The sequence below is a fragment of the Thermodesulfobacteriota bacterium genome (assembly GCA_040756475.1).
Taxonomy (GTDB): domain Bacteria; phylum Desulfobacterota; class Deferrisomatia; order Deferrisomatales; family JACRMM01; genus JBFLZB01.
In genome coordinates, this window is sequence record JBFLZB010000093.1 from 1 (window position 1) to 18031 (window position 18031).

Here is an 18031-nt window from a genome sequence, read left to right on the forward strand (position 1 = left end):
CGATGCTCGAGATGACCCGCTGCTGGCCGTCGTGGATCTCGAGCTGCTCCGCAGTGGGGGGGATGCGCCGCACTTCGGTCGTCCGGGGGGGGAGCTCCTTCATCACCTGGGCCCGGGTGCGCCGCAGGAGCACGGGAGCGAGCTTGCCCCGCAGGTCGTCCAGGTTCTTGTACCCCAGCACCTTGCCCCGCTCGTCGGTCACGCGGTGGCGGTGGAAGAACCGAAAGGCGGGCCCCAGGCGCCGGTCGTCGATGAACTCCACCACGGAGAACAGGTCGTCCAGGCGGTTCTCGAGCGGCGTGCCCGAGAGCACCAGGGCGAAGCGGGACCGCAGGGCCTTGATCACGCGGCTCGTCTTGGCCTCCCAGTTCTTGATGCGCTGGCCTTCGTCCAGGACGATCAGGTCCCAGGGCGCCGCCTCCACCTCCTTCAAGTCCCGCAGCACCTGCTCGTAGTTGACCACGGTGAAGAAGGCCGGACCGCGGTACTGGGCCGCCCGCTCCGGAGCGCTCCCCAGCACCACCTGGACCGTGCGGTCCGAGAAGCGCTCCACCTCCGCCGCCCACTGGGCCTTGAGCGAAGCCGGGCAGACCACGAGCACCCGGGAGACGCCGGTCTCCCGCGCCAGGAGCTCAGCGGTTCCGATGCCCTGGATGGTCTTCCCGAGGCCCATGTCGTCGGCCAGGATCGCCCGGCCCGCCCCCGCGGCGAAGGCGATGCCGTCGAGCTGGTAGGGCAGGAGCGGCGTCTTGAGGAGCGCCGTGCGCAGGGGGTGGCTCGCCGGGTCGCGCCGGATCTCGGCCGCCACGGCCCGGAGGCGCGCCCGGCTGAGAGCCTCGTCCAGGTACTCCTGGGCATCGGGGTAGACCGTAACCTCGCAGCCCAGGGCCTCGAGCCGCCGCAGGCGCACCAGGAGGTCCTTCGGGTCGCCGATGGCCCGGCCCTGGATCGGCTTCACGAGGGCGGCAGCGGCCCGGTCGAGGCCGGGGGGTACCAGGAGCCGCAGTTGGAGATCCTCGCCATACGCCAGGTGCACCGCCAGGCCGTCGGGCACCCAGGGCCTTCGCAGGGCGGCGGCCGGGTTGCGCGCCTCGGCCTCGGCCAGCACCCGCAGCACGTGCTTGCAGGTGCCCAGGGTGTTCTTCCGGAAGTCGGGACACGAGCAGTAGGAGTCGCCCCGCTTCATACCCCGCAGGGCCACCCGGTAGGTCTTCCCCGAAGCCGAGCTCGTCACCGCGTAGTCGGTCCAGGGGGTCCCCGTCTCGGCCGGGCGCACCTCCATGGGCTCGGTGCGGGCGCGCTCCTCGCGGTCCGCCAGGGCCCGGGCCACGAGCTCGTCGTCGGTGAGGGGCTTGGCTCCGTCCTCCGGCTCCCGCGCGGCCGCGGGCTCGGCCGCGAGGCCCAGGGCGACCTTTTCCTCCAGCACCAGGGACAAGGCCGCCCCCAGGTGCTCGCACCGGCCCGGGCACGCCGTGCACCACATCCGCACCGTCCCCCGGGGCGCCGCAGCCACCGTGGCCACGGCGCCGGGCAGCTCGACGCGCAGCTTCTCGTCCGTCAGGCGCACCTGGGTGTCGAGGTCCACGGGGAACTTCCCCCCGGCCCGGAGGAGCTCGGCTCCGCGGGGGCCCAGGAGGCGGATGGCCTGGGGTGGGGAGAGGCGGGCGAGGCGTTCGCGGAAGGTCGGCATGGCAGGCTCCTGGCTCGGCTCGGGGGACGGCGCATGATAGCGCGCCCCGGACCCGACTGGAATGCTCTGCGATGCCCTCCGGAAGGGCTTGCTGGTTTCAGAGTGTCCGGCTGAAGGAGACGCGGGGGGTTGGGCGGGCGGCTTCAGACCTCCCCACGGGGGCCTGCTGCCTGAAGGGCCGCCCTTGTGGTAAGGTCAGCGCCTGGATCGACCCGAAGCAGCGGTTGGGGGCGCGTGAACTACTTCAAGGTCCTTTGTGCGCTCGACGATTTCTTCACCCGCGAGGGCGTTCGGTACGCCGTGGTGGGGGCGTTCGCCCTGCACGCCTACGGCCTGACCCGGGCGACGGCCGACCTGGACCTGGTCTCGGAGAGCCAGGGGCAGTCCCGAACGCTCGCGTTCCTTGAGGGGCTGGGGTACGAGGCGCTCCATGTCTCCCCGGGCTACTCCAACCACGTCCACCCCCTGGGAGCGCTGGGCCGGGTGGACTTCGTGTACGTGGGGGGGACTACCGCAGACGAGCTCTTCGCCGCGGCCCGGAAGCTCCTCGTCTTGCAGGGTCGGACCTTTCCCGTGCCGTGCCCCGAGCACCTGGCGGCCATGAAGGCCTTTGCCGTGAAGAACGCCCCGGAGCGGGCCTTGCGCGACCTGGCCGACGTGGAGTTCCTGCTGGGGCTGCCCGAGGTGAAGCGCGACGAGGTGCGGGCGTCGTTCGAGCGGTACGGCCTGGGCGAGCGCTTCCGCGAGATCGAAGAGGGAGTGAAGGGCCGTGGATCTTGAGCGGGATCTCCCCACGACACCCGAGGACGTGGACGCTCTGCGGCGGGCGTCTACGGCCGCCGCCCGCCAGGAGGTCGACTACCTCGCCTTCCTGAGCACCTTCGGCGAGACGTCCCCGGAGCGCCTGCGGGCCCGCCGGGGACCGCGGGGCAACGAGCCCTTCGAGCTTCCTGCTTTGAAACGACCTCGTTGAGCCGTCCGGCGCCGCCGGGCCCCGCTCCTGACCCCGTCGCCCCCGAACCTGTCACGCCGCACCTGCCGGCCCGTTGCGGGGTCCGCCCTCGCAGACACCCTCTTACGGCCGGGAGAGATCCAGGAGCTCCATGCGGTTGTTGGCGTCGGGGTGGCGCCGCGAGGGGCCCTCGGTGACGATGGCCAGGTCGCCCGGGAGGCCGTGGCCCCGTACCCAGGTGCGGGCGAAGTCGTTCCAGTCGTCGGGGTGGTCCGGGGTGCGCACCGGCCACACGCCGTAGGAGAACTGGAGCCCTGCGCAGGTGGTCTCCGACGAGCTCACCGCGGTGATCCACACCGGCAGCCGGAATCGGGCCAGGTTGCGGGCCGTGTAGCCGCTATGGGTGGGGACGATGATTGCCGCAGGAGTGACCTGCGCCACGGCCCTCTCCACGCTCAGGGAGACCAGATCGGCCAGGCTCACCGCCCGGTCCCGGTCCCGGGCGCGAATGGCCTCGCGAACGCTCGCCCCCGCCAGGTGCGGCTCGGTCTCGGCGGCGATGCGGACGAGCATCCGGACCGCCTCCACGGGGTAGCGCCCGACCGCCGACTCGGCCGAGAGCATGACGGCGTCGGTGCCGTCCAGGATGGCGTTGGCCACGTCGGTGGCCTCGGCCCGGGTGGGGCGGCGGTTGGCCGTCATGCTCTCGAGCATCTGGGTGGCGGTGATGACGGGTTTCCCCAGCACGTTGGCGCGGCCCATCAGGTCCTTCTGCACCAGGGCCATGCGCTCGATGGGGATCTCCACCCCCAGGTCCCCCCGGGCGATCATGATGCCGTCGGCCGCCTCCAGGATCTCCTCCAGGTTCTCCAGGGCCCCGGCCCGCTCGATCTTGGCGATGACGAAGGGCTGGTACCCCAGCTCGGCCGCCGCGGCCCGCACCGCCCGCACGTCGTCGGCCGAGGCCACGAAGGACTGGCTCACCGCGTCCACCCCCTGCTCCAGGGCGAACCGCAGGCACTCCCGGTCGTGGTCGGTGAAGGCGCTCATCCCCAGGTCGATCCCGGGCAGGTTCAAACCCTTGCGCGAGCTCAGCTCGCCCCCCACCACCACGGTGCACCGCACCTCGTCCCCCACGACTGCCTCCACCCGGAGCTGGATCGCCCCATCGTTGAGGAAGAGCGTGTCCCCCGGCGCCACCACGTTGGGGAGGCGGGCAAAGGAAACCGAAACCCGCCCCCCATCCCCGTTCCTTTCCTCCGTCGTGAGCACGAAAGCCTCGCCCGCGCGTAGTTCCACCGGCTCCGGGTCGATGCGCCCGACCCGCATCTTGGGCCCCGGCAGGTCGGCCATGAGGGCGAGTCGCCGCCCCACCGCCCGGCTCGCCGCCCGCAGCCGCACGACGACCTCGGCGTGGCCGGCGAAGTCCCCGTGGGAGAAGTTGAGCCGGGCCACGTTCATGCCGGCCCGCAGCAGGGCCTCGATGGTCTCGGGCGCATCCGACGCCGGGCCGATGGTGCACACGACCTTGGTCTTGTTAGGTGGAAGAGCCACGGTGCTCCCTCCGAGGTGCAGGTTCGATGGGCTTCGGGATCCCTCCGGCCGGGTTACGCGCGGGAACGGAACGCGCGTGGCCACCACGGTACCCCAGCCAGCCGGCCGCGTCACCCCGGGGCGAAGGGCCTGCGCCGGCCCACCTTCCAGGCCGTCGGGCGGAGCCGCGCCCGGAAAGGGGCGAAGAGCGATGGCGAGCGCGCCTTCCCCAAGCATTCACAGACGCGTAACTCCCCCGTAACAAGACGGGTCTACCCTGGGCGCATCGAACCTGGGTGAGAGACGAAGGAGGCGCAGGACATGGGTCAGCAAGGAGGACCGGCGGCGAGCGCCGAGGCAAGGGCTTGTCCCTTTCGGGAGCCGGCATCCGGCAGTTGCGGCGCGGCGCCCCGGGAGGCGGGGCGGGAGAAGCGCAACGCGGACCGACGCTGCGCCACGCCGGACCACGGCGACTGCACCCTGTACCTGGTCAAGCTCTTGACGAGCCTCAAGCCCCACCCGTTCACGGGTCAGCGGGACCTCTGGGGCAAGTGAGCCCCCCCGTGGATTGCGCCGAACTTCGCCCGACGGTGCTCGTCGTCGAGGACGAGCCCGAGGTCGCCGACATACTGGAGTTCAACCTCCAGAAGTCTGGTTACCAGGTCCTGCTCGCCCCCGACGGCCTCACCGCGTGCCGCCTCGTGGCGGAGCGGCGGCCCGACCTGATCCTGCTCGACGTCCTCCTGCCCGACCTGGACGGGTGGGAGATCTGCCGCATGATCCGCTCCCACCCGGACCGGGTGATCGCCTCGACCCCGGTCATCCTCGTGACGGCCCTGGGCTCGGCCGAAGACCGGATCCGGGGTCTGGCCCTCGGGGCGGACGACTACGTGCCCAAGCCCTTTTCCGTCAAGGAGGTCCTTCTGCGGATCGAGGGGCACCTGCGCCGCCGCCGCGAAACCCGGGATCTCTCCCGGCGCCTGGACCGGTCCGAAGAGGCCCGCCGAGCCGACACCGACCTCCAGAGCCTCCTCTTCCACGAACTGCGAAACAAGATGCTGGTGATCGGGGGATTTTCCGGCCGGCTCGCCGCCAGGCCCGGGTCTGCGGAAGACTCGGCGCGGTACGCCCGGGTCATCCGGAGCGCCTCCGAGTACCTGGGCGCCCTGGCCGAGCAGGTGCTCCTCTTGCGCAGGGTGGAGGCCGGCGCCCTGGAGCTGCCCTGCCACGACACCGACCCGGCAGACGCGGTCCGGGCCGTGACCGACCTCCACCGGGCGGTTGCCGAGGAGAAGGGCGTGCGGTTCGCACCGGCCTCCCCGGGGCCCGGCGCCCTGGCCCGCGCCAATCCCCTGGCGCTTCGGGTGTGCCTCTCGAACCTGTTGGAAAACGCGGTGCGCTACAGCCCTCCGGGCGCCACGGTGGGAGTGGCCTGGGGCCGGGACGGTGAGCAGACCTACGTAGAGGTTCGGGACGACGGGCCGGGTATCCCGGAAGACGAGCAGCCGCGCGTCTTCGAGCGGTTCTATCGGGGGCGCGGAGCCGGCGGCGAGGCGGGAAGCGGCCTGGGGCTCTACGTGGTGAAGACCCTGATCCAGGCCATGGGTGGCCAGGTCCTGCTGGTGAGCCGTCCGAACCGGGGCACCCGGATACGGCTCTCGTTCCCGAGGTCCACCGCGGCGGAAGGGGCCATGGACGCAGGAGAATGGACCCCACCCCGTGCCCATTCTCCTGCGTCTGCCGGCCCCCCCGCTGCCGTCTCTTCCTTCCCGCCCTGAGAACGGCTCTTCCTCACCCCTATCTGCGTTCCTCCCGGGCCGTACCCCCGCCGTTCCCCACGTGCCCATTCCTCCAGAGAGTCGCGGTCTCCCCCGGCAAATTCCAAGACAAAGCGGTCTCCTTTGTGCCTTCGTGTCTTTGTGGTTGCATCAAGAGGCCCGAGGCGCAGCCTAGGGGTTCCCCGAACCCGCTCTCCGCCCAGATGCTGAATCCAGGTTGGGCAGCCCCCTTGCGTCCGGGGCCGGTCTTCGGGACACTGGCCCGGCCCATGAACGCCGACACCCTGCTTACCTTCGGCATCCTCGCCGCCGCCATCGCGCTCTTCCTGAGCGAACGGGTGCGCTCCGACCTGGTGGCGCTCCTGGTGGTGGCCGCCCTGGGGCTCTCCGGAGTTCTCACCCCGCAGCAGGCCTTTTCGGGCTTCGGGAGCCCGGCGGTGGCGATCATCGTCTCCATCTTCGTGCTCGCCGAGGGCCTGCGGCTCACCGGCGTGACCGACCGGGTCGGCGCGCTGCTCCTGCGCCTCGGGGGCAAGAGCGAGGGGCGGCTGGCTGCGGTGGTGATGATGGCCGGCTCGTTCCTCGCGCTCTTCATGAACAACGTGGCGGCGGCCTCGCTCCTCCTGCCCGCCGCGTCGAGCGCCGGCCGGCGGGCGGGGGTCTCCCTCTCGCGCATCCTCATGCCGCTGGCCTTCTCGACCATCCTGGGGGGCACCGCGACGCTGCTCACCACCACCAACGTGGTCGTGAGCGACATTCTCCGGGAGCACGGGCACCGGGGCTACGGCCTGCTGGATTTCTTCTCCATGGGGCTGCCGCTGGTGGTTGTGGGCGTCGCCTACATGGGGCTTCTGGGAGTGCGTCTGCTCCCGAAGCAGACTCCCGCCGAGGCAGCACGGGCGGCGCCCCCGTCGCCGGGAGACCTGGTAGGGGTATACCGGCTGGGGGAGCGGCTCTTTCGCGTGCGGGTGGCCTCCGGCTCTCCCCTCGACGGCAGGTCCCTGGCCGAGTGCGGCTTCCGGGAGCTGTGCGGCGCCACGGTGGTAGCGGTGGAGAGGGGCGGTCGCGTCTCCCTCTCCCCGGGCCCCGCAGACGTGCTGCGAGGCGGCGACGTGCTCTTGTTGGAGGGGAGGCGGGAGGAACTGGAGCAGGCCGAGGGAGCGCAGTGCCTGGTCTCCTTCGAGGCCCCGTTGGGTCCCCAGGAGGACCTGGAGTCCGAGACCATAGCCGTGGTGGAGGCGGTGCTCTCCCCGCGCTCGGCCCTGATCGGGCGCACCCTTGCGGGCGCCCAATTTCGGGAGAAGTACGGGATGACGGTGCTGGCCCTGTGGCGGGCCGGCAAGCCTACCCGGACGGGCCTTCGGGACCTGGAGCTCCAATTCGGAGACGCCCTGCTCCTCCAGGGACCCCGGGAGCGGATCCCGGTGCTCCGGGCCGAGCCGGACCTCATCCTCCTGGAGTCGGGCGTGGCTCCGCCCCGGCGTCCGGCAAAGGCGGGGCTGGCCCTGGGCATCATGGCCGCGACTCTAGCGTGCCTGTTCCTGGGGTGGCCCCCCGCGCCGCTTGCGGTGCTGGCCGGCGCCCTCCTCATGATCTTCACCCGCGTGATCTCCGCGGATCTCGCCTACCAGGCCGTGGAGTGGCGGGTGATCTTCCTCATGGCCGGGATGCTCCCGGTGAGCACGGCGATGGTGCAGAGCGGGGCGGCGGCGCTGCTGGCCGATGGTCTGGCCGGGGGGCTCGGGGCGGCGGGCCCCCTGGTCCTCGCCGCAGCGGCGTTCGCCCTCTCCGCTCTCCTGTCCCAGACCATGAGCGGCGTGGCGGTGGCGGCCGTGGTGGCGCCCGTGGCGATCCTGGCGGCCGATTCCCTGGGAGTCGAGCCCCGGGCGGTGGGCATCGCCGTGGTGCTCGGGTGCTCCATGACCTTCGCCACGCCCCTGGGCCACCCCGTAAACCTCCTCGTCATGGGCCCGGGCGGATACCGGTTCCGGGACTTCCTCAAGGTGGGCACCCCGCTCATCCTCCTGCTCTTCGGGGTGGCGATGGCGCTGCTGCCCGTGCTCTGGCCCCTGACCGCCGCCCCCTGAGGTGGCATCCGCTCAGAGCCTGTGAAACAATCTGGTGCGCGCCCGGATTTCTTCGTTGCGCACCCCGGTCTGCCCGCGACGATTCTTTCCCAGGCTCTCAGGCGATCCACAGACCCCGGGTAAACCGGGGGTCGGGCACCTCGTCCTCGGCCAGGTGGCCGAACTGCTCCTCCAGGAGGGAGAAACAGCTCCCCACGAACTCCCGCAGGTAGCCCTCCTCCGCCGAGGTGAGGTCTCCCAGGGCCTTCGCCCACTCCACGGCCGTGTCGTCCAGGCCGGGCTTCACCCGGCGGGGAGGGGTCTCCGACGCCCAGACCCGGGCCAGACCCCGGCGCACCGCCCCCCGCTCCACGGGGGCGAAGCGGAAGGAGCGGTCGAGGGCGGCGTTCACCAGGGCCGTGAGGAACACGGTGCTCCCCTTGAGGTTCTCGGTGTCGAGGCGGGTGAGCGCCTGCCCAAGATCTCCCAGGTGAAGATCCACGGAGCTCAAGAGGAATCGGCCCAGGAAGCCGGCCTGCCCCACGGCGCGCTCGGCCCGCCGCACCTCGGTGAGGGTGCGGAAGGTACGGTAGGACGGGACCTCGCCTTCCCCGGCGTACCACAAGGGATGGGCCCGGAGCAGGCCCTCCAGGATCTCGGGCAGGGGAGGGTCGAGGAAGAGCAGGCGCTCCTTGTGCCCCTGGGGCCAGCCCTTGTCGAAGAGCTTGCGGGCCTGGGCCCGCAGCGCCCGGATCGGGGTCCACCCCGCCCGGAAGAGGTGCTGGAGCCAGTGCTCTTCCAGCACCCGCGCGGCCTGCCCCTCGTCCGCGCCGCACAGGGCCTCGAGGCCGATGGAGACGTAGGCAGTCGTCTTGCGAAGAGCCCCCTGGAAGGAGTCCAGGTGGTCCAGGTCGTGTCCGTCGGCCACGGCGACCTTGTTGGTCAGATAGGCCAGCTCGGCCCAGAGCCCGTCGAGCGCAGGCCCCTGGGAGACGCGCCGCAGGGCATGGAGGAAGAAGTCGGGTGCCGAGGCGGGCAGGGTCACCGGGTAGCGGGGCGAGGCCTCGGAGGCGATCTCCGAATCCCGGACCGGCGCGCCGGGTTTCCGGGGCAACTGCTCGGGCCCGGCCGCGTCGATGCGCGCATAGACCTCCAGGGCCTCCTCCCACTCGGGAAAGCCGCGCAGGGCGAGGCGGCGCTGCCGGTCTTCGTACTCGCCTTCCTCCAGCTCGGAGTCCACGTCGCGCAGGAGGGCCTCCACGACCCGGGCGTACCGATCGGGATCGGCGGCCCGCAGGGTCTGGAAGATCTCCTTCACCACCGGTTCGGCTTGGGCGGAGGTGGCCACGTAATAGCGCCCCTCCAGGGTAAACGGCGCCCGGCCGGGGAGGTCCTGGAGGGGGTCGCTGTCTTCTTCGGCCAGGTGCACGGCCGCCACCCGACTGAGCAGCAGCACCCAGGTGCCGAGCTCCAGCCGGCGAAGCCACCGTCCGAGCGCGTCCCTTCCACAGGAATGGAGGCGCTCGAGCCAGGGAAGCACCCGCTCGGGGCGCAAGCGGTCCTTCTTCCAGAGCTCCAGGTCCAGCACGAACTCCACCTGCTCGCTGCGGGCGTGGCGCAGCACCTCGGGCACGTTCTCCGGGTCGAGCTCCTTGAGGGTGAAGTAGAGCTCTTCGGGGGGCATGTGGGCCACCAAGGCACCCAGGTTGGGCGAGGCCAGCAGCCGCTCTTCCCGGGCGTCTCCGCGCACCGAGAGGATCTCGTCGAGCTCCCGGCGCAGGGGGGCGGAAGGTTCCGGCCCCGCGGGCGCGGGCGGTCTGGCTGGCGAAGTCTCCTGGGACATGGCGCTCCCCTCCGGTGGCGGGCTCGGGCTGGGCGGCGCAAGGGTAGCACGCCTGCCTTGCGCCCTTCCAGGCGTTGCGCGAACCGGGGCCGCGTGCGTAGGATGGTACCGGCCACACCATCGTCGAGAGGCAAGATCCTGGAACCATCCTTCACGCTTCCGCGCGGGAAATCGATATCGATATCGAAATCGACCCCGACTCCGATCGCGATGTCGATGGCGATTTCGACCGGCGAGCAGGGAAGCGTTTCTGGACCGAGGAGGTGGAAGTTGCGCCCAGTACTGACCGCAGCGGCCGCCGCCTGGCTGCTCCTTGCCGCCCCCGGCCTCGCCGAGGCCTCTCCGGCGGGCAGCCTGGAGGGGCGGGTGGCCGAGCACCGCCTGGCCAACGGGCTCACCGTGCTCGTGCTCCCCCGGCACGCCTCTCCCACGGTGAGCCTCCAGATGACCTTCCGGGTGGGGGGTGTGGACGAGCCCGCCGGCCAGACCGGTACCGCTCACCTGCTGGAGCACATGCTCTTCAAGGGCACCCGCACCCTGGGCACGGCGGACTGGCGCCGAGAGGAGTCCCTGCTGCGCGACCTCGAGGCCGCGGGCCGGGCCCTGGACGCGGAGCGCCGCAAGGGACCGGGGGCCGACCCCGCGCGTCTGGAGGAGCACGCCGCCCGCCTGGCCGCCCTCCAGGAAGCCCACCGGCCCCTGGTGGTGAAGGACGAGATCGACGCCCTCTACTCCCGCAACGGGGCCGTGGGCTTCAACGCCTCCACGAGCACCGACCTCACGAGCTACACCGTGAGCCTGCCTTCCAACCGCCTGGAGCTCTGGGCCCGCATCGAGTCCGAGCGCATGCGCGACCCGGTGCTGCGGGAGTATTACGTGGAGCGGGAGGTCGTGCAGGAAGAGCGCGCCCAGCGCTATGGCTCGGACCCCGGCGGCCGGCTCTACGAGGCGCTCCTCTCCGCGGCTTTTTCCGCCCACCCCTACCGGGATCCGGTCATCGGCTGGCCCTCGGATCTGGCGGTGCTCGATATCGCCGACACCCGGGCCTTCTACGAGCGCCACTACGGGCCCGACAACTGCGTAGTCGCCGCCGTGGGAGACGTGGAGCCCGAGTCCTTCTTCGCCCTGGTGGAGCGCTACTTCGGGAATCTGCCGGCCCGGGGCGCGGGGAGCGGATATCGCACGCAGGAGCCCCCCCAGACGGGCCCCAAGCGGGTGGAGGTGCGCTTCGGCGCCGAGCCCCGCCTCGTCGTGGCGTTTCACAAGCCGACCCTGCCTCACCGCCACGACTACGTGTTCGATGTGATCGACGCCGTGCTCTCCGACGGGCGCAGCTCGCGCCTGGTGCGCGAGCTCGTGGACCGCCGCCGGATTGCCGCCTCGGCGAGCGCGGTGAACGGCCTGCCCGGGGCGCGCTATCCGAACCTCTTCGCGGTCTTCCTCACCCCCGTGTCGGGAGTCACTCCCGAGGAGGCCGAAGCCGCCCTCCTGGGCGAGCTCCAGCGGCTCGCCCAGGAGCCGCCCTCGGCCCAGGAGCTCGCCAAGGTGGTGCGCCGCCTGGAGGCTGCCCGGGTGCGCTCGCTGCTCTCCAACGGGGCGCTCGCCCAGCAACTGGCGTACTTCCAGGCAGTGGCCGGGGACTGGCGCTACCTGGAGGAGCACGCCGGGGTGCTCGCCACCGTGACCCCCGAAGAGGTGGCCGAGGTGGTGCGCACCTACCTCGTGGAGGAGAACCGCACCGTGGCCGTCCTGCGCCCGGCGGGAGGGGGCTCGTGAACCGGGCCGCAGGAGTGCGGGCATCCCGGAGGGCTCCCCCTGTCCTGGTCGGGGTGGCACTGGCGAGTGCGCTGTGGCTGTCGGGCTGCGCCGGCTCCCGGGCGCTCGATCCCCGCACCGCCCGCTTCCCGGACGTCTCCTTTCGGCCGCCCCCGGTGGCGCAGAGCGCCCTCTCCGGGGGCGCGCCGGTCTTCCTTCTGCCGGACCGAGACCTCCCCCTGGTGCGTCTCTACGCCTCGTTTCGCGGCGGGAGCCTCTACGATCCCCCCGACCGGGCCGGGCTCGCCGAGGTGGCCGCGCTCGCCTGGCGCACTGGCGGGGCGGGAGCGCTCACTCCCGAGGCCTTCGACGAGGCCCTGGAAGAGCGGGCCATCGAGCTGCGGCTCGGCTTCGGGCGCGACACCGGGTGGGTGACGTTTTCGGCCCTGCCGGCAGACCTGGACCGGGGACTGGAGCTGCTGGCGGCGCTGCTCGCCGAGCCCGCCTTCCGGGAAGAGCGGGTGACCTGGGCCGCGGGCCAGATGGCCGAGCGGCTCCGCCGGGAGGTCGACAGCCCCCAGGACCTGGCCTTCCGGGAGCTGCGGCGGGCGCTGTACCCCGGGCACCCCCGGGGCCTCATCCCCACCGCCGCGACCGTGGGCCGTGTGGTCCGGGAAGACCTGCTGGCCCTGCACCGAAGGGTCGTGTCCGAGGGCGCCTGGGCGTTCGGGGCAGTGGGGGACTTCGAGCCCCAAGACCTCCTGGCGCGGCTCGAAGAGCGGTTCGGATCCCTCCCGTCGCGCGGGGAAGGGTTTGCGCCCGTGCCACCCCCCGCGGAGCCCCCTCCCCGCACGGTGCTCGTCCCCCGGCCGCTGCCCCAGACCACCCTCGTCTGGGCCCGCCTGGGGCCCTCCCGCACGGCCCCGGAGTTCCACGCCCTCGACGTGGCCGACCACGTGCTGGGGTCGGGGGGGTTCCAGTCGCTCCTCGTGCGCGAAATCCGCTCGAACCGCGGCCTGGCCTACAGCGTGGGGAGCTTCTACCAGGCCCTGCCGACCTTCGGCGTCCTGGGGATGACCGCCTCGACCCGAGCGGAGTCGGCCCCCCAGGTGCTCGAGCTCCTGGCGACGATCCCCCGGGAGGCGGCCACCTCGGGGCTGCCCGCCCACCACGTCGCCCAGGCCCGGGAGGCCCTGGTGAACCGCCACGTCTTCCGCTACGAGGATCCCGCGGCGCTGGTGCGCGAGCGCCTCGGGCTCCTCTTCGACGGCCTCCCTGCCGACCTCCCGGCCCGCTACGTGGCGGGGGTTCAGGCGGTGACGGCCCCGGGCGCCAGCGCCGCCGCCGAAGCCTTCGACCTCGCCGCCGGGGTGCTCGTGGTGGTGGGCGATGTCGACCCGGCGGACCCGGCGTGGGGCAGCCGCGGCCCCGTTCTCGTGGTGACGGCCGACTGAGAGCCTGTGAAGGAATCGTCGCGAGCAGACCGGCAAAGGAGAGGAGAGAGCATGCCCGTTCTCGTGCCCCAACCCGCGTATGTCCAGGCCGCGGGCAACAAGCCCAAGGTCATCGGGGAGTTCGTGGGCCGCATCCGCACCGGAACCCAGCAGGTGAGCGTGGCCCGCATGCGCAGCCCCGGCGGCTGGGTCGAGCCGGGCCAGACCCCCGAGTTCGACGAATACACCCTGGTGCTGCGGGGAACCCTGCGGGTGACCTCCCGGGACGAGACCCTCGACGTGGGGCCGGGACAGGCCGTGATCTGCCCCCGGGGGGAGTGGGTGCAGTACAGCACCCCGAACTCCGAAGGGGCGGACTACGTGGCGGTCTGCGTCCCGGCCTTCTCCCCCGAAGCGGTGCACCGGGACGCGTGAGCCCCGGGGCGGCTCGGAGCCTCCCTCCTTTTTTCCTCTCCAGTTCTCCGCCGGTCCGGACGATCAGTACTCGCGTCCGGCAGTACAGCCGCCGGGAAGGGGGCGCAAACGGCCCATTGCCAGCACTTCCAGGAGGTCAGCAGTGAAGATCCTCACGGTCGACGACTCGTCCACGATGCGCCGGATCATCAAGAACACGCTCAACCGCCTCGGATACAACGACGTGGTGGAGGCGGAGCACGGGGTGGACGGCCTGGCCAAGATGGCCGGGGTGGACTTCGTGCTCACCGACTGGAACATGCCCGAGATGGACGGCCTGACGTTCGTAAAGGCCCTGCGCTCGAACTCCAAGTTCGCCGAGATCCCCATCATCATGGTGACCACCGAGGCCGCCAAGAAGGAGATCCTGGAGGCCATCAAGGCGGGCGTGACCGACTACATCGTCAAACCCTTCACGCCCGAGACACTCAAAGAGAAGATCGAGAAGGTGGTGGGGGGATAGGTTGGGAGGGGGAGGCACCGCATGAACGTCTCGTTCATCAATCCGTTTATCGCCGCCACCCTCCAGGCCCTGGAGGTCATGGCGGCCGTGCGCCCCGAGCGGGGCAAGCCCTTCGTCAAGGCCGGCATCGCGACCCAGGGCGACATCAGCGGGATCATCGGTCTTGCCGGTGAGGCCGCCGGCTCGGTGGCGGTAACCTTCCCGGCCATCCTGGCAAAGCGAATTTACGCCAACATGGTGGGACAGGAGGCGCCGGACCTCAACGAAGACGTGCGCGACGCCGTGGGCGAGCTGGCCAACATGATCGCCGGAGGCGCCAAGGCCGTGCTCGCCCAGGAGGGCTACCAGTTTCGCATCGCCATCCCCTCGATCATCGTGGGCAAGGGCCACACCATCGAGCACCGGGGCAAGGGCCCCTGCCTGGTCGTCCCCTTCACCCTGGAGGGGGAGACCTTCTGGCTCGAGGTGAGCCTCACCCAGGGCAGCGCCTGAGGGCGGCGCCTCGCAGGCGCTCTCCCATCGTGCGCGCCGCTTTGCCGGTACCCACGTCCTCCTCTGCCGCCGCTATGCCTTGGCCGCCCTCCCACGAACCCGCAGCAGCCGGCGAACCTCCTCCAGGTTTCCTCTGACCATTTCGTAGGTAGGCGGGGCCAGAGCCACAGCTTGTTCCAGTACGGACTCCGCCTCTTCCAGCCGCCCGGCCTCGACGAGGCTCCACCCGAGATTGCTCAGCCAGTGATACTGGAAGTCCGCCGCCATTCGGCGCTCCTCGGCCGAACGGGAGGCATACTCCCGCCGGGCATCGACGAGCGGCTTTGCCGTGCGGACCAGGCTCGAGAAAGGCACCTCCCGAAGCGTCAGACCCGTGGGCCGACGCCCCGAAGCAACACCCACTCCAGTTTCTCTCCTGGACTTCGTCACGTCGCCACCTCTTAGCGCCACCCGGGGGACGGGGAAGGTGAAACCTTACAGGTCGTCGACCCGATGTTGGAGTCCTGGTTGCGGCGGATGGGGTGAGCTACTCCCGTTCCAGCACGACCGGCAGGGTCTCGACGCCGTTTAGCGCCGCCTCGGCCCGCTCCCGCAAGCGCCCCTTGCCCAGGTGTTCCTTTCCCACGAGTTCTTCCACGTCGATGCGCACCACGCCGACGGCCGCGACCTTGGCGTCCGGCAGGGGCGGCCAGCGGCCCGGCCCCTCGTACTTGTCCATGAGGAGCCCCAGGGCCTCCCGCTTCTCCTCCGGGTCTTCCACGAAGACCGCCCGGCCCCGGGCGATGACGCTTCGAAACAGGTAGTCCGCCTCGCAGGCCTGGGCGCGGGGGCGCACGTAGGCCACGGGCTGGTGGGCCTCGAAGCAGACCCGGGGCTCGGCCCGCAGGTGATCGATCTTCTCGCCTTCCCGGGCCGTGTGGAAGTAGAGGCGCCCGCGGTCGTAGGCGAAGTTCACCGGCTTCACCATGGGCCAGCCGTCCGGTCCCACGGTGCCCAGGCGCCCCACGGCGCACGAGGCCAAGACCCCCTCGACCGCGCTGCGGTCCGCCATCTTCTTGTCGCTTCGCCGCATGGGACCCTCCTCTACCGATACCGATACCGATTTCGATGGGGGCAAACCCCTCGCCCACAATAGCCCTGCCGCGCCGTGCAGCGGTGTGGTAAGGTATCACAACTTTCGACCCAGCCCGCCTTCTTGGGATACCTGACCTCCCCATGGAACGAGGGGCCGCCGCTACCGCTTCGGGTTTGCTGAGCCGCCACAGCGGCGTCCTCGTCGCGGCGGGGGTGATGAGCATCGTGTTCCTGATGGTCATCCCCCTGCCGAAGTTCGCCCTGGATCTCCTGCTGGCCCTCAACATCAGCATCTCGGTGCTCATCTTCCTCCTGGGGATGTACACCGAGCGGCCGCTGGACTTCTCGGTCTTCCCCAGCGCGCTCCTCATCGTCACCCTCTTTCGGCTGGCCCTCAACGTGAGCTCCACGCGCCTCATCCTGGTGCGGGGGCACGACGGGCCCGATGCCGTGAGCCGCGTGATCGCCGCCTTCGGCGACTTCGTGGTGGGGGGCAACTTCGTCGTCGGCATCGTGATCTTCCTCATCCTGGTAGTGATCAACTTCGTGGTCATCACCAAGGGCGCCACCCGCATCGCCGAGGTGAGCGCGCGGTTCACCCTCGACTCCATGCCGGGCAAGCAGATGGCCATCGACGCCGACCTGAACGCCGGCCTCATCGACGAGTCCGAGGCCCGACGGCGACGGCAGGAGATCTCGAGCGAGGCGGACTTCTACGGCGCCATGGACGGCGCGAGCAAGTTCGTCCGGGGCGACGCCGTGGCCGGGCTGGTCATCACGGGAATCAACATCCTGGGCGGGCTCATCATCGGGGTGCTCCAGAAGGGCATGCCCCTGGCCTCTGCCGTCACCAACTACACCACCCTCACGGTGGGGGACGGGCTGGTGACCCAGATGCCCGCCCTCATCATCTCCACCGCGGCGGGCATCCTCATCACCCGGGCGGGGAGCCAGTCGAACCTGGGGCAGGTGCTGCCCCGCCAGTTCGGCCAGGCGCCCGCTGCCCTGGGGATCTCTTCGGGGGTGCTCCTGATGCTGGGGGTGGTGCCGGGGCTACCCTTCCTGCCTTTCGCGCTGCTGTCGGGGGTCATGGGCGGCACCGCTTACGCCCTTACGAAGACCAAGCGCGCCGAGGCAGAGGAGGCCGCAGCCGCCGTGCGCAAGGCCGCCGAGGAGACGCCCAAGGCCCCGGAGGGCCCCGAGGAGGTCACCCAGCTCCTCCAGGTCGACGCGCTGGAGCTCGAGGTGGGCTACGGCCTCCTGCACCTGGTGGACCCGGGCCAGGGGGGGGATCTCCTGGAGCGCATCCGCTCCATCCGGCGTCAGATCGCCCTGGAGCTGGGGATCGTGGTGCCCCCCATCCGCATCCGCGACAACTTGCAGCTTCGCCCCACCGAATACCTCATCCTCATCAAGGGGGTGGAGGCGGCCCGGGGGGAGCTCAAGGAGGGCCACTACCTCGCCATGAACCCGGGCCTGGCGGAAGGCGGGGTGGAGGGCATCCCCACCCGGGAGCCGGCGTTCGGCCTCGAGGCCCTGTGGGTGCGGGAGGAGCGGCGCGAGGAGGCCCAACTGCGGGGCTACACCGTGGTGGACCTCTCCACTGTGATCGCCACCCACCTCACCGAGATCGTCAAGCGAAACGCCCACGAGCTCCTGGGGCGCCAGGAAACCCAGAACCTTCTGGATGCGGTCAAGGTTCAGGCCCCGGCCCTGGTGGAGGAGCTGGTGCCGGGCCTGCTCTCCCTGGGGGGGGTGCAGAAGGTGCTCCAGAACCTCCTGCGCGAACGGGTGAGCGTGCGCGACCTGCGCACGGTGCTCGAGACCCTGGCCGACTACGCCCCCCGCACCAAGGATCCGGAGCTCCTCACCGAGTACGCCCGGTCGGCGCTGCGGCGGGCCATCTCCAAGCAATACCAGGACGCGGAGGGCAAGCTCCCGGTCATCGCCCTGGACCACCGCCTCGAAGAGACCCTCTCGGGCGCCCTCCAGCGCACCGATTACGGCGCCTTCCTCTCCCTGGAGCCCAAGCTCGCCCAGCGGGTGCTCCAGGCCCTGGGGCAGGCGGCCGAGGACGCGGGGCTTTTGAACTTCACCCCCGTGGTGCTCACCTCTCCCACCATCCGGCTGCCGCTTCGCAAGCTCACGGAAAAGGTGCTCCCGGGCCTGGTCTTCCTGAGCCACGGCGAGGTGGAGGGGCCCCTGCGCACGCTGAAGGTGGTGAGCCTTGAGGGTTAGACGACTCGGGGGCTTCCAGAGCGTTTTGAAGCATCCCGAAGGTTGGGGGGAATGGCGGAAACTCGGGGTTTTTCCGCCGGTCTCTTCCTGGCGCGTCCCTGGCGGTCCCGCTGGGTACGTGACCAATCCGTGACCACGTGGCAGACGCTTTCACATCCAAGGGAGAGGGCGATTGAACCTGCCAGTAGCAACCACACCAGCGGCAGGCGAAGGCGGGGATCTCCGAGAGGTAGACGAGGC

16 protein-coding genes are annotated in these 18031 nt (G+C 71.0%); 11 read left to right on the top strand and 5 right to left on the bottom strand.

Features of this window, described 5'->3' with window-relative positions; all coding sequences use genetic code 11:
• On the bottom strand, positions 1-1690 hold a 1690-nt coding region (locus tag AB1578_13860; GenBank protein ID MEW6488986.1), incomplete at its 3' end, for an SNF2-related protein.
• Between the two features lie 234 nt (positions 1691-1924).
• Between AB1578_13860 and AB1578_13865 the strand changes: the two genes are divergently transcribed.
• Positions 1925-2470 (top strand): hypothetical protein, encoded by a 546-nt coding sequence (locus AB1578_13865; protein MEW6488987.1) that lies wholly within the window; start codon positions 1925-1927, stop codon positions 2468-2470.
• Positions 2460-2663, top strand: a complete 204-nt coding sequence (locus tag AB1578_13870) for a hypothetical protein (protein MEW6488988.1) — start codon at positions 2460-2462, stop codon at positions 2661-2663. Before AB1578_13865 ends, AB1578_13870 begins: the two co-directional genes overlap by 11 nt.
• Positions 2664-2765: 102 nt before the next feature.
• Here the strand turns inward: AB1578_13870 and pyk are convergent, their stop codons facing one another.
• Positions 2766-4196, bottom strand: a complete 1431-nt coding sequence (gene pyk, locus AB1578_13875; GenBank protein MEW6488989.1) for a pyruvate kinase — start codon at positions 4194-4196, stop codon at positions 2766-2768.
• Between the two features lie 300 nt (positions 4197-4496).
• Here pyk and AB1578_13880 point away from each other — a divergent pair, with 300 nt between their 5' ends.
• From AB1578_13880 to AB1578_13890, 3 genes are all read left to right on the top strand, one after another.
• Complete coding sequence (locus AB1578_13880; GenBank protein ID MEW6488990.1) at positions 4497-4730, top strand: hypothetical protein; 234 nt, start codon at positions 4497-4499, stop codon at positions 4728-4730.
• 8 nt (positions 4731-4738) lie between these two features.
• Positions 4739-5953 (top strand): hybrid sensor histidine kinase/response regulator, encoded by a 1215-nt coding sequence (locus AB1578_13885; GenBank protein ID MEW6488991.1) that lies wholly within the window; start codon positions 4739-4741, stop codon positions 5951-5953.
• Between the two features lie 269 nt (positions 5954-6222).
• Positions 6223-8040 carry an SLC13 family permease gene (locus AB1578_13890; protein MEW6488992.1) on the top strand — a complete coding sequence of 606 codons (1818 nt, stop codon included), beginning with the start codon at positions 6223-6225 and terminating at the stop codon, positions 8038-8040.
• Between the two features lie 97 nt (positions 8041-8137).
• Here the strand turns inward: AB1578_13890 and AB1578_13895 are convergent, their stop codons facing one another.
• The gene (locus tag AB1578_13895; protein ID MEW6488993.1) at positions 8138-9862 is read right to left on the bottom strand and encodes a DUF6178 family protein; all 1725 of its coding nucleotides are present in this window, start codon (positions 9860-9862) and stop codon (positions 8138-8140) included.
• A 270-nt stretch (positions 9863-10132) separates the two neighbouring features.
• On the opposite strand from AB1578_13895, the gene AB1578_13900 reads away from it, so the two are divergent.
• The 5 genes from AB1578_13900 (at position 10133) to AB1578_13920 (ending at position 14479) form a co-directional block, all read left to right on the top strand.
• On the top strand, positions 10133-11638 hold the full coding sequence (locus tag AB1578_13900; GenBank protein MEW6488994.1) for a pitrilysin family protein: 1506 nt from the start codon (positions 10133-10135) through the stop codon (positions 11636-11638).
• Positions 11635-13071 (top strand): pitrilysin family protein, encoded by a 1437-nt coding sequence (locus AB1578_13905; GenBank protein MEW6488995.1) that lies wholly within the window; start codon positions 11635-11637, stop codon positions 13069-13071. The genes AB1578_13900 and AB1578_13905 overlap by 4 nt, the downstream gene beginning before the upstream one ends.
• A gap of 51 nt (positions 13072-13122) precedes the next feature.
• Entirely contained in the window at positions 13123-13485 is a 363-nt protein-coding gene (locus AB1578_13910) for a cupin domain-containing protein (protein MEW6488996.1), read from the top strand.
• Between the two features lie 142 nt (positions 13486-13627).
• Entirely contained in the window at positions 13628-13987 is a 360-nt protein-coding gene (locus AB1578_13915; protein MEW6488997.1) for a response regulator, read from the top strand.
• Positions 13988-14008: 21 nt separating this feature from the next.
• The gene (locus tag AB1578_13920) at positions 14009-14479 is read left to right on the top strand and encodes a chemotaxis protein CheX (GenBank protein MEW6488998.1); all 471 of its coding nucleotides are present in this window, start codon (positions 14009-14011) and stop codon (positions 14477-14479) included.
• 72 nt (positions 14480-14551) lie between these two features.
• On the opposite strand, the gene AB1578_13925 is transcribed toward AB1578_13920, so the two are convergent.
• Both AB1578_13925 and AB1578_13930 read right to left on the bottom strand, forming a co-directional pair.
• Positions 14552-14881, bottom strand: a complete 330-nt coding sequence (locus AB1578_13925) for a hypothetical protein (GenBank protein MEW6488999.1) — start codon at positions 14879-14881, stop codon at positions 14552-14554.
• Positions 14882-15005: 124 nt separating this feature from the next.
• A complete protein-coding gene (locus tag AB1578_13930) occupies positions 15006-15551 on the bottom strand; it encodes a pyridoxamine 5'-phosphate oxidase family protein (GenBank protein ID MEW6489000.1) in 546 nt (181 codons plus the stop codon).
• Positions 15552-15694: 143 nt separating this feature from the next.
• Here AB1578_13930 and flhA point away from each other — a divergent pair, with 143 nt between their 5' ends.
• Positions 15695-17791 (top strand): flagellar biosynthesis protein FlhA, encoded by a 2097-nt coding sequence (gene flhA / locus AB1578_13935; GenBank protein MEW6489001.1) that lies wholly within the window; start codon positions 15695-15697, stop codon positions 17789-17791.
• The last annotated feature ends 240 nt before the right edge of the window (positions 17792-18031 follow it).

Excerpts from the sequence above, each read along its gene's own strand:
- AB1578_13880 (MEW6488990.1), top strand. The coding sequence starts at position 4,497 with ATGGGTCAGCAAGGAGGACCGGCGGCGAGCGCCGAGGCAAGGGCTTGT.
- AB1578_13890 (MEW6488992.1), top strand. The coding sequence starts at position 6,223 with ATGAACGCCGACACCCTGCTTACCTTCGGCATCCTCGCCGCCGCCATC.
- AB1578_13895 (MEW6488993.1), bottom strand. The coding sequence starts at position 9,862 with ATGTCCCAGGAGACTTCGCCAGCCAGACCGCCCGCGCCCGCGGGGCCG.
- AB1578_13910 (MEW6488996.1), top strand. The coding sequence starts at position 13,123 with ATGCCCGTTCTCGTGCCCCAACCCGCGTATGTCCAGGCCGCGGGCAAC.
- AB1578_13920 (MEW6488998.1), top strand. The coding sequence starts at position 14,009 with ATGAACGTCTCGTTCATCAATCCGTTTATCGCCGCCACCCTCCAGGCC.
- AB1578_13930 (MEW6489000.1), bottom strand. The coding sequence starts at position 15,551 with ATGCGGCGAAGCGACAAGAAGATGGCGGACCGCAGCGCGGTCGAGGGG.
- flhA (MEW6489001.1), top strand. The coding sequence starts at position 15,695 with ATGGAACGAGGGGCCGCCGCTACCGCTTCGGGTTTGCTGAGCCGCCAC.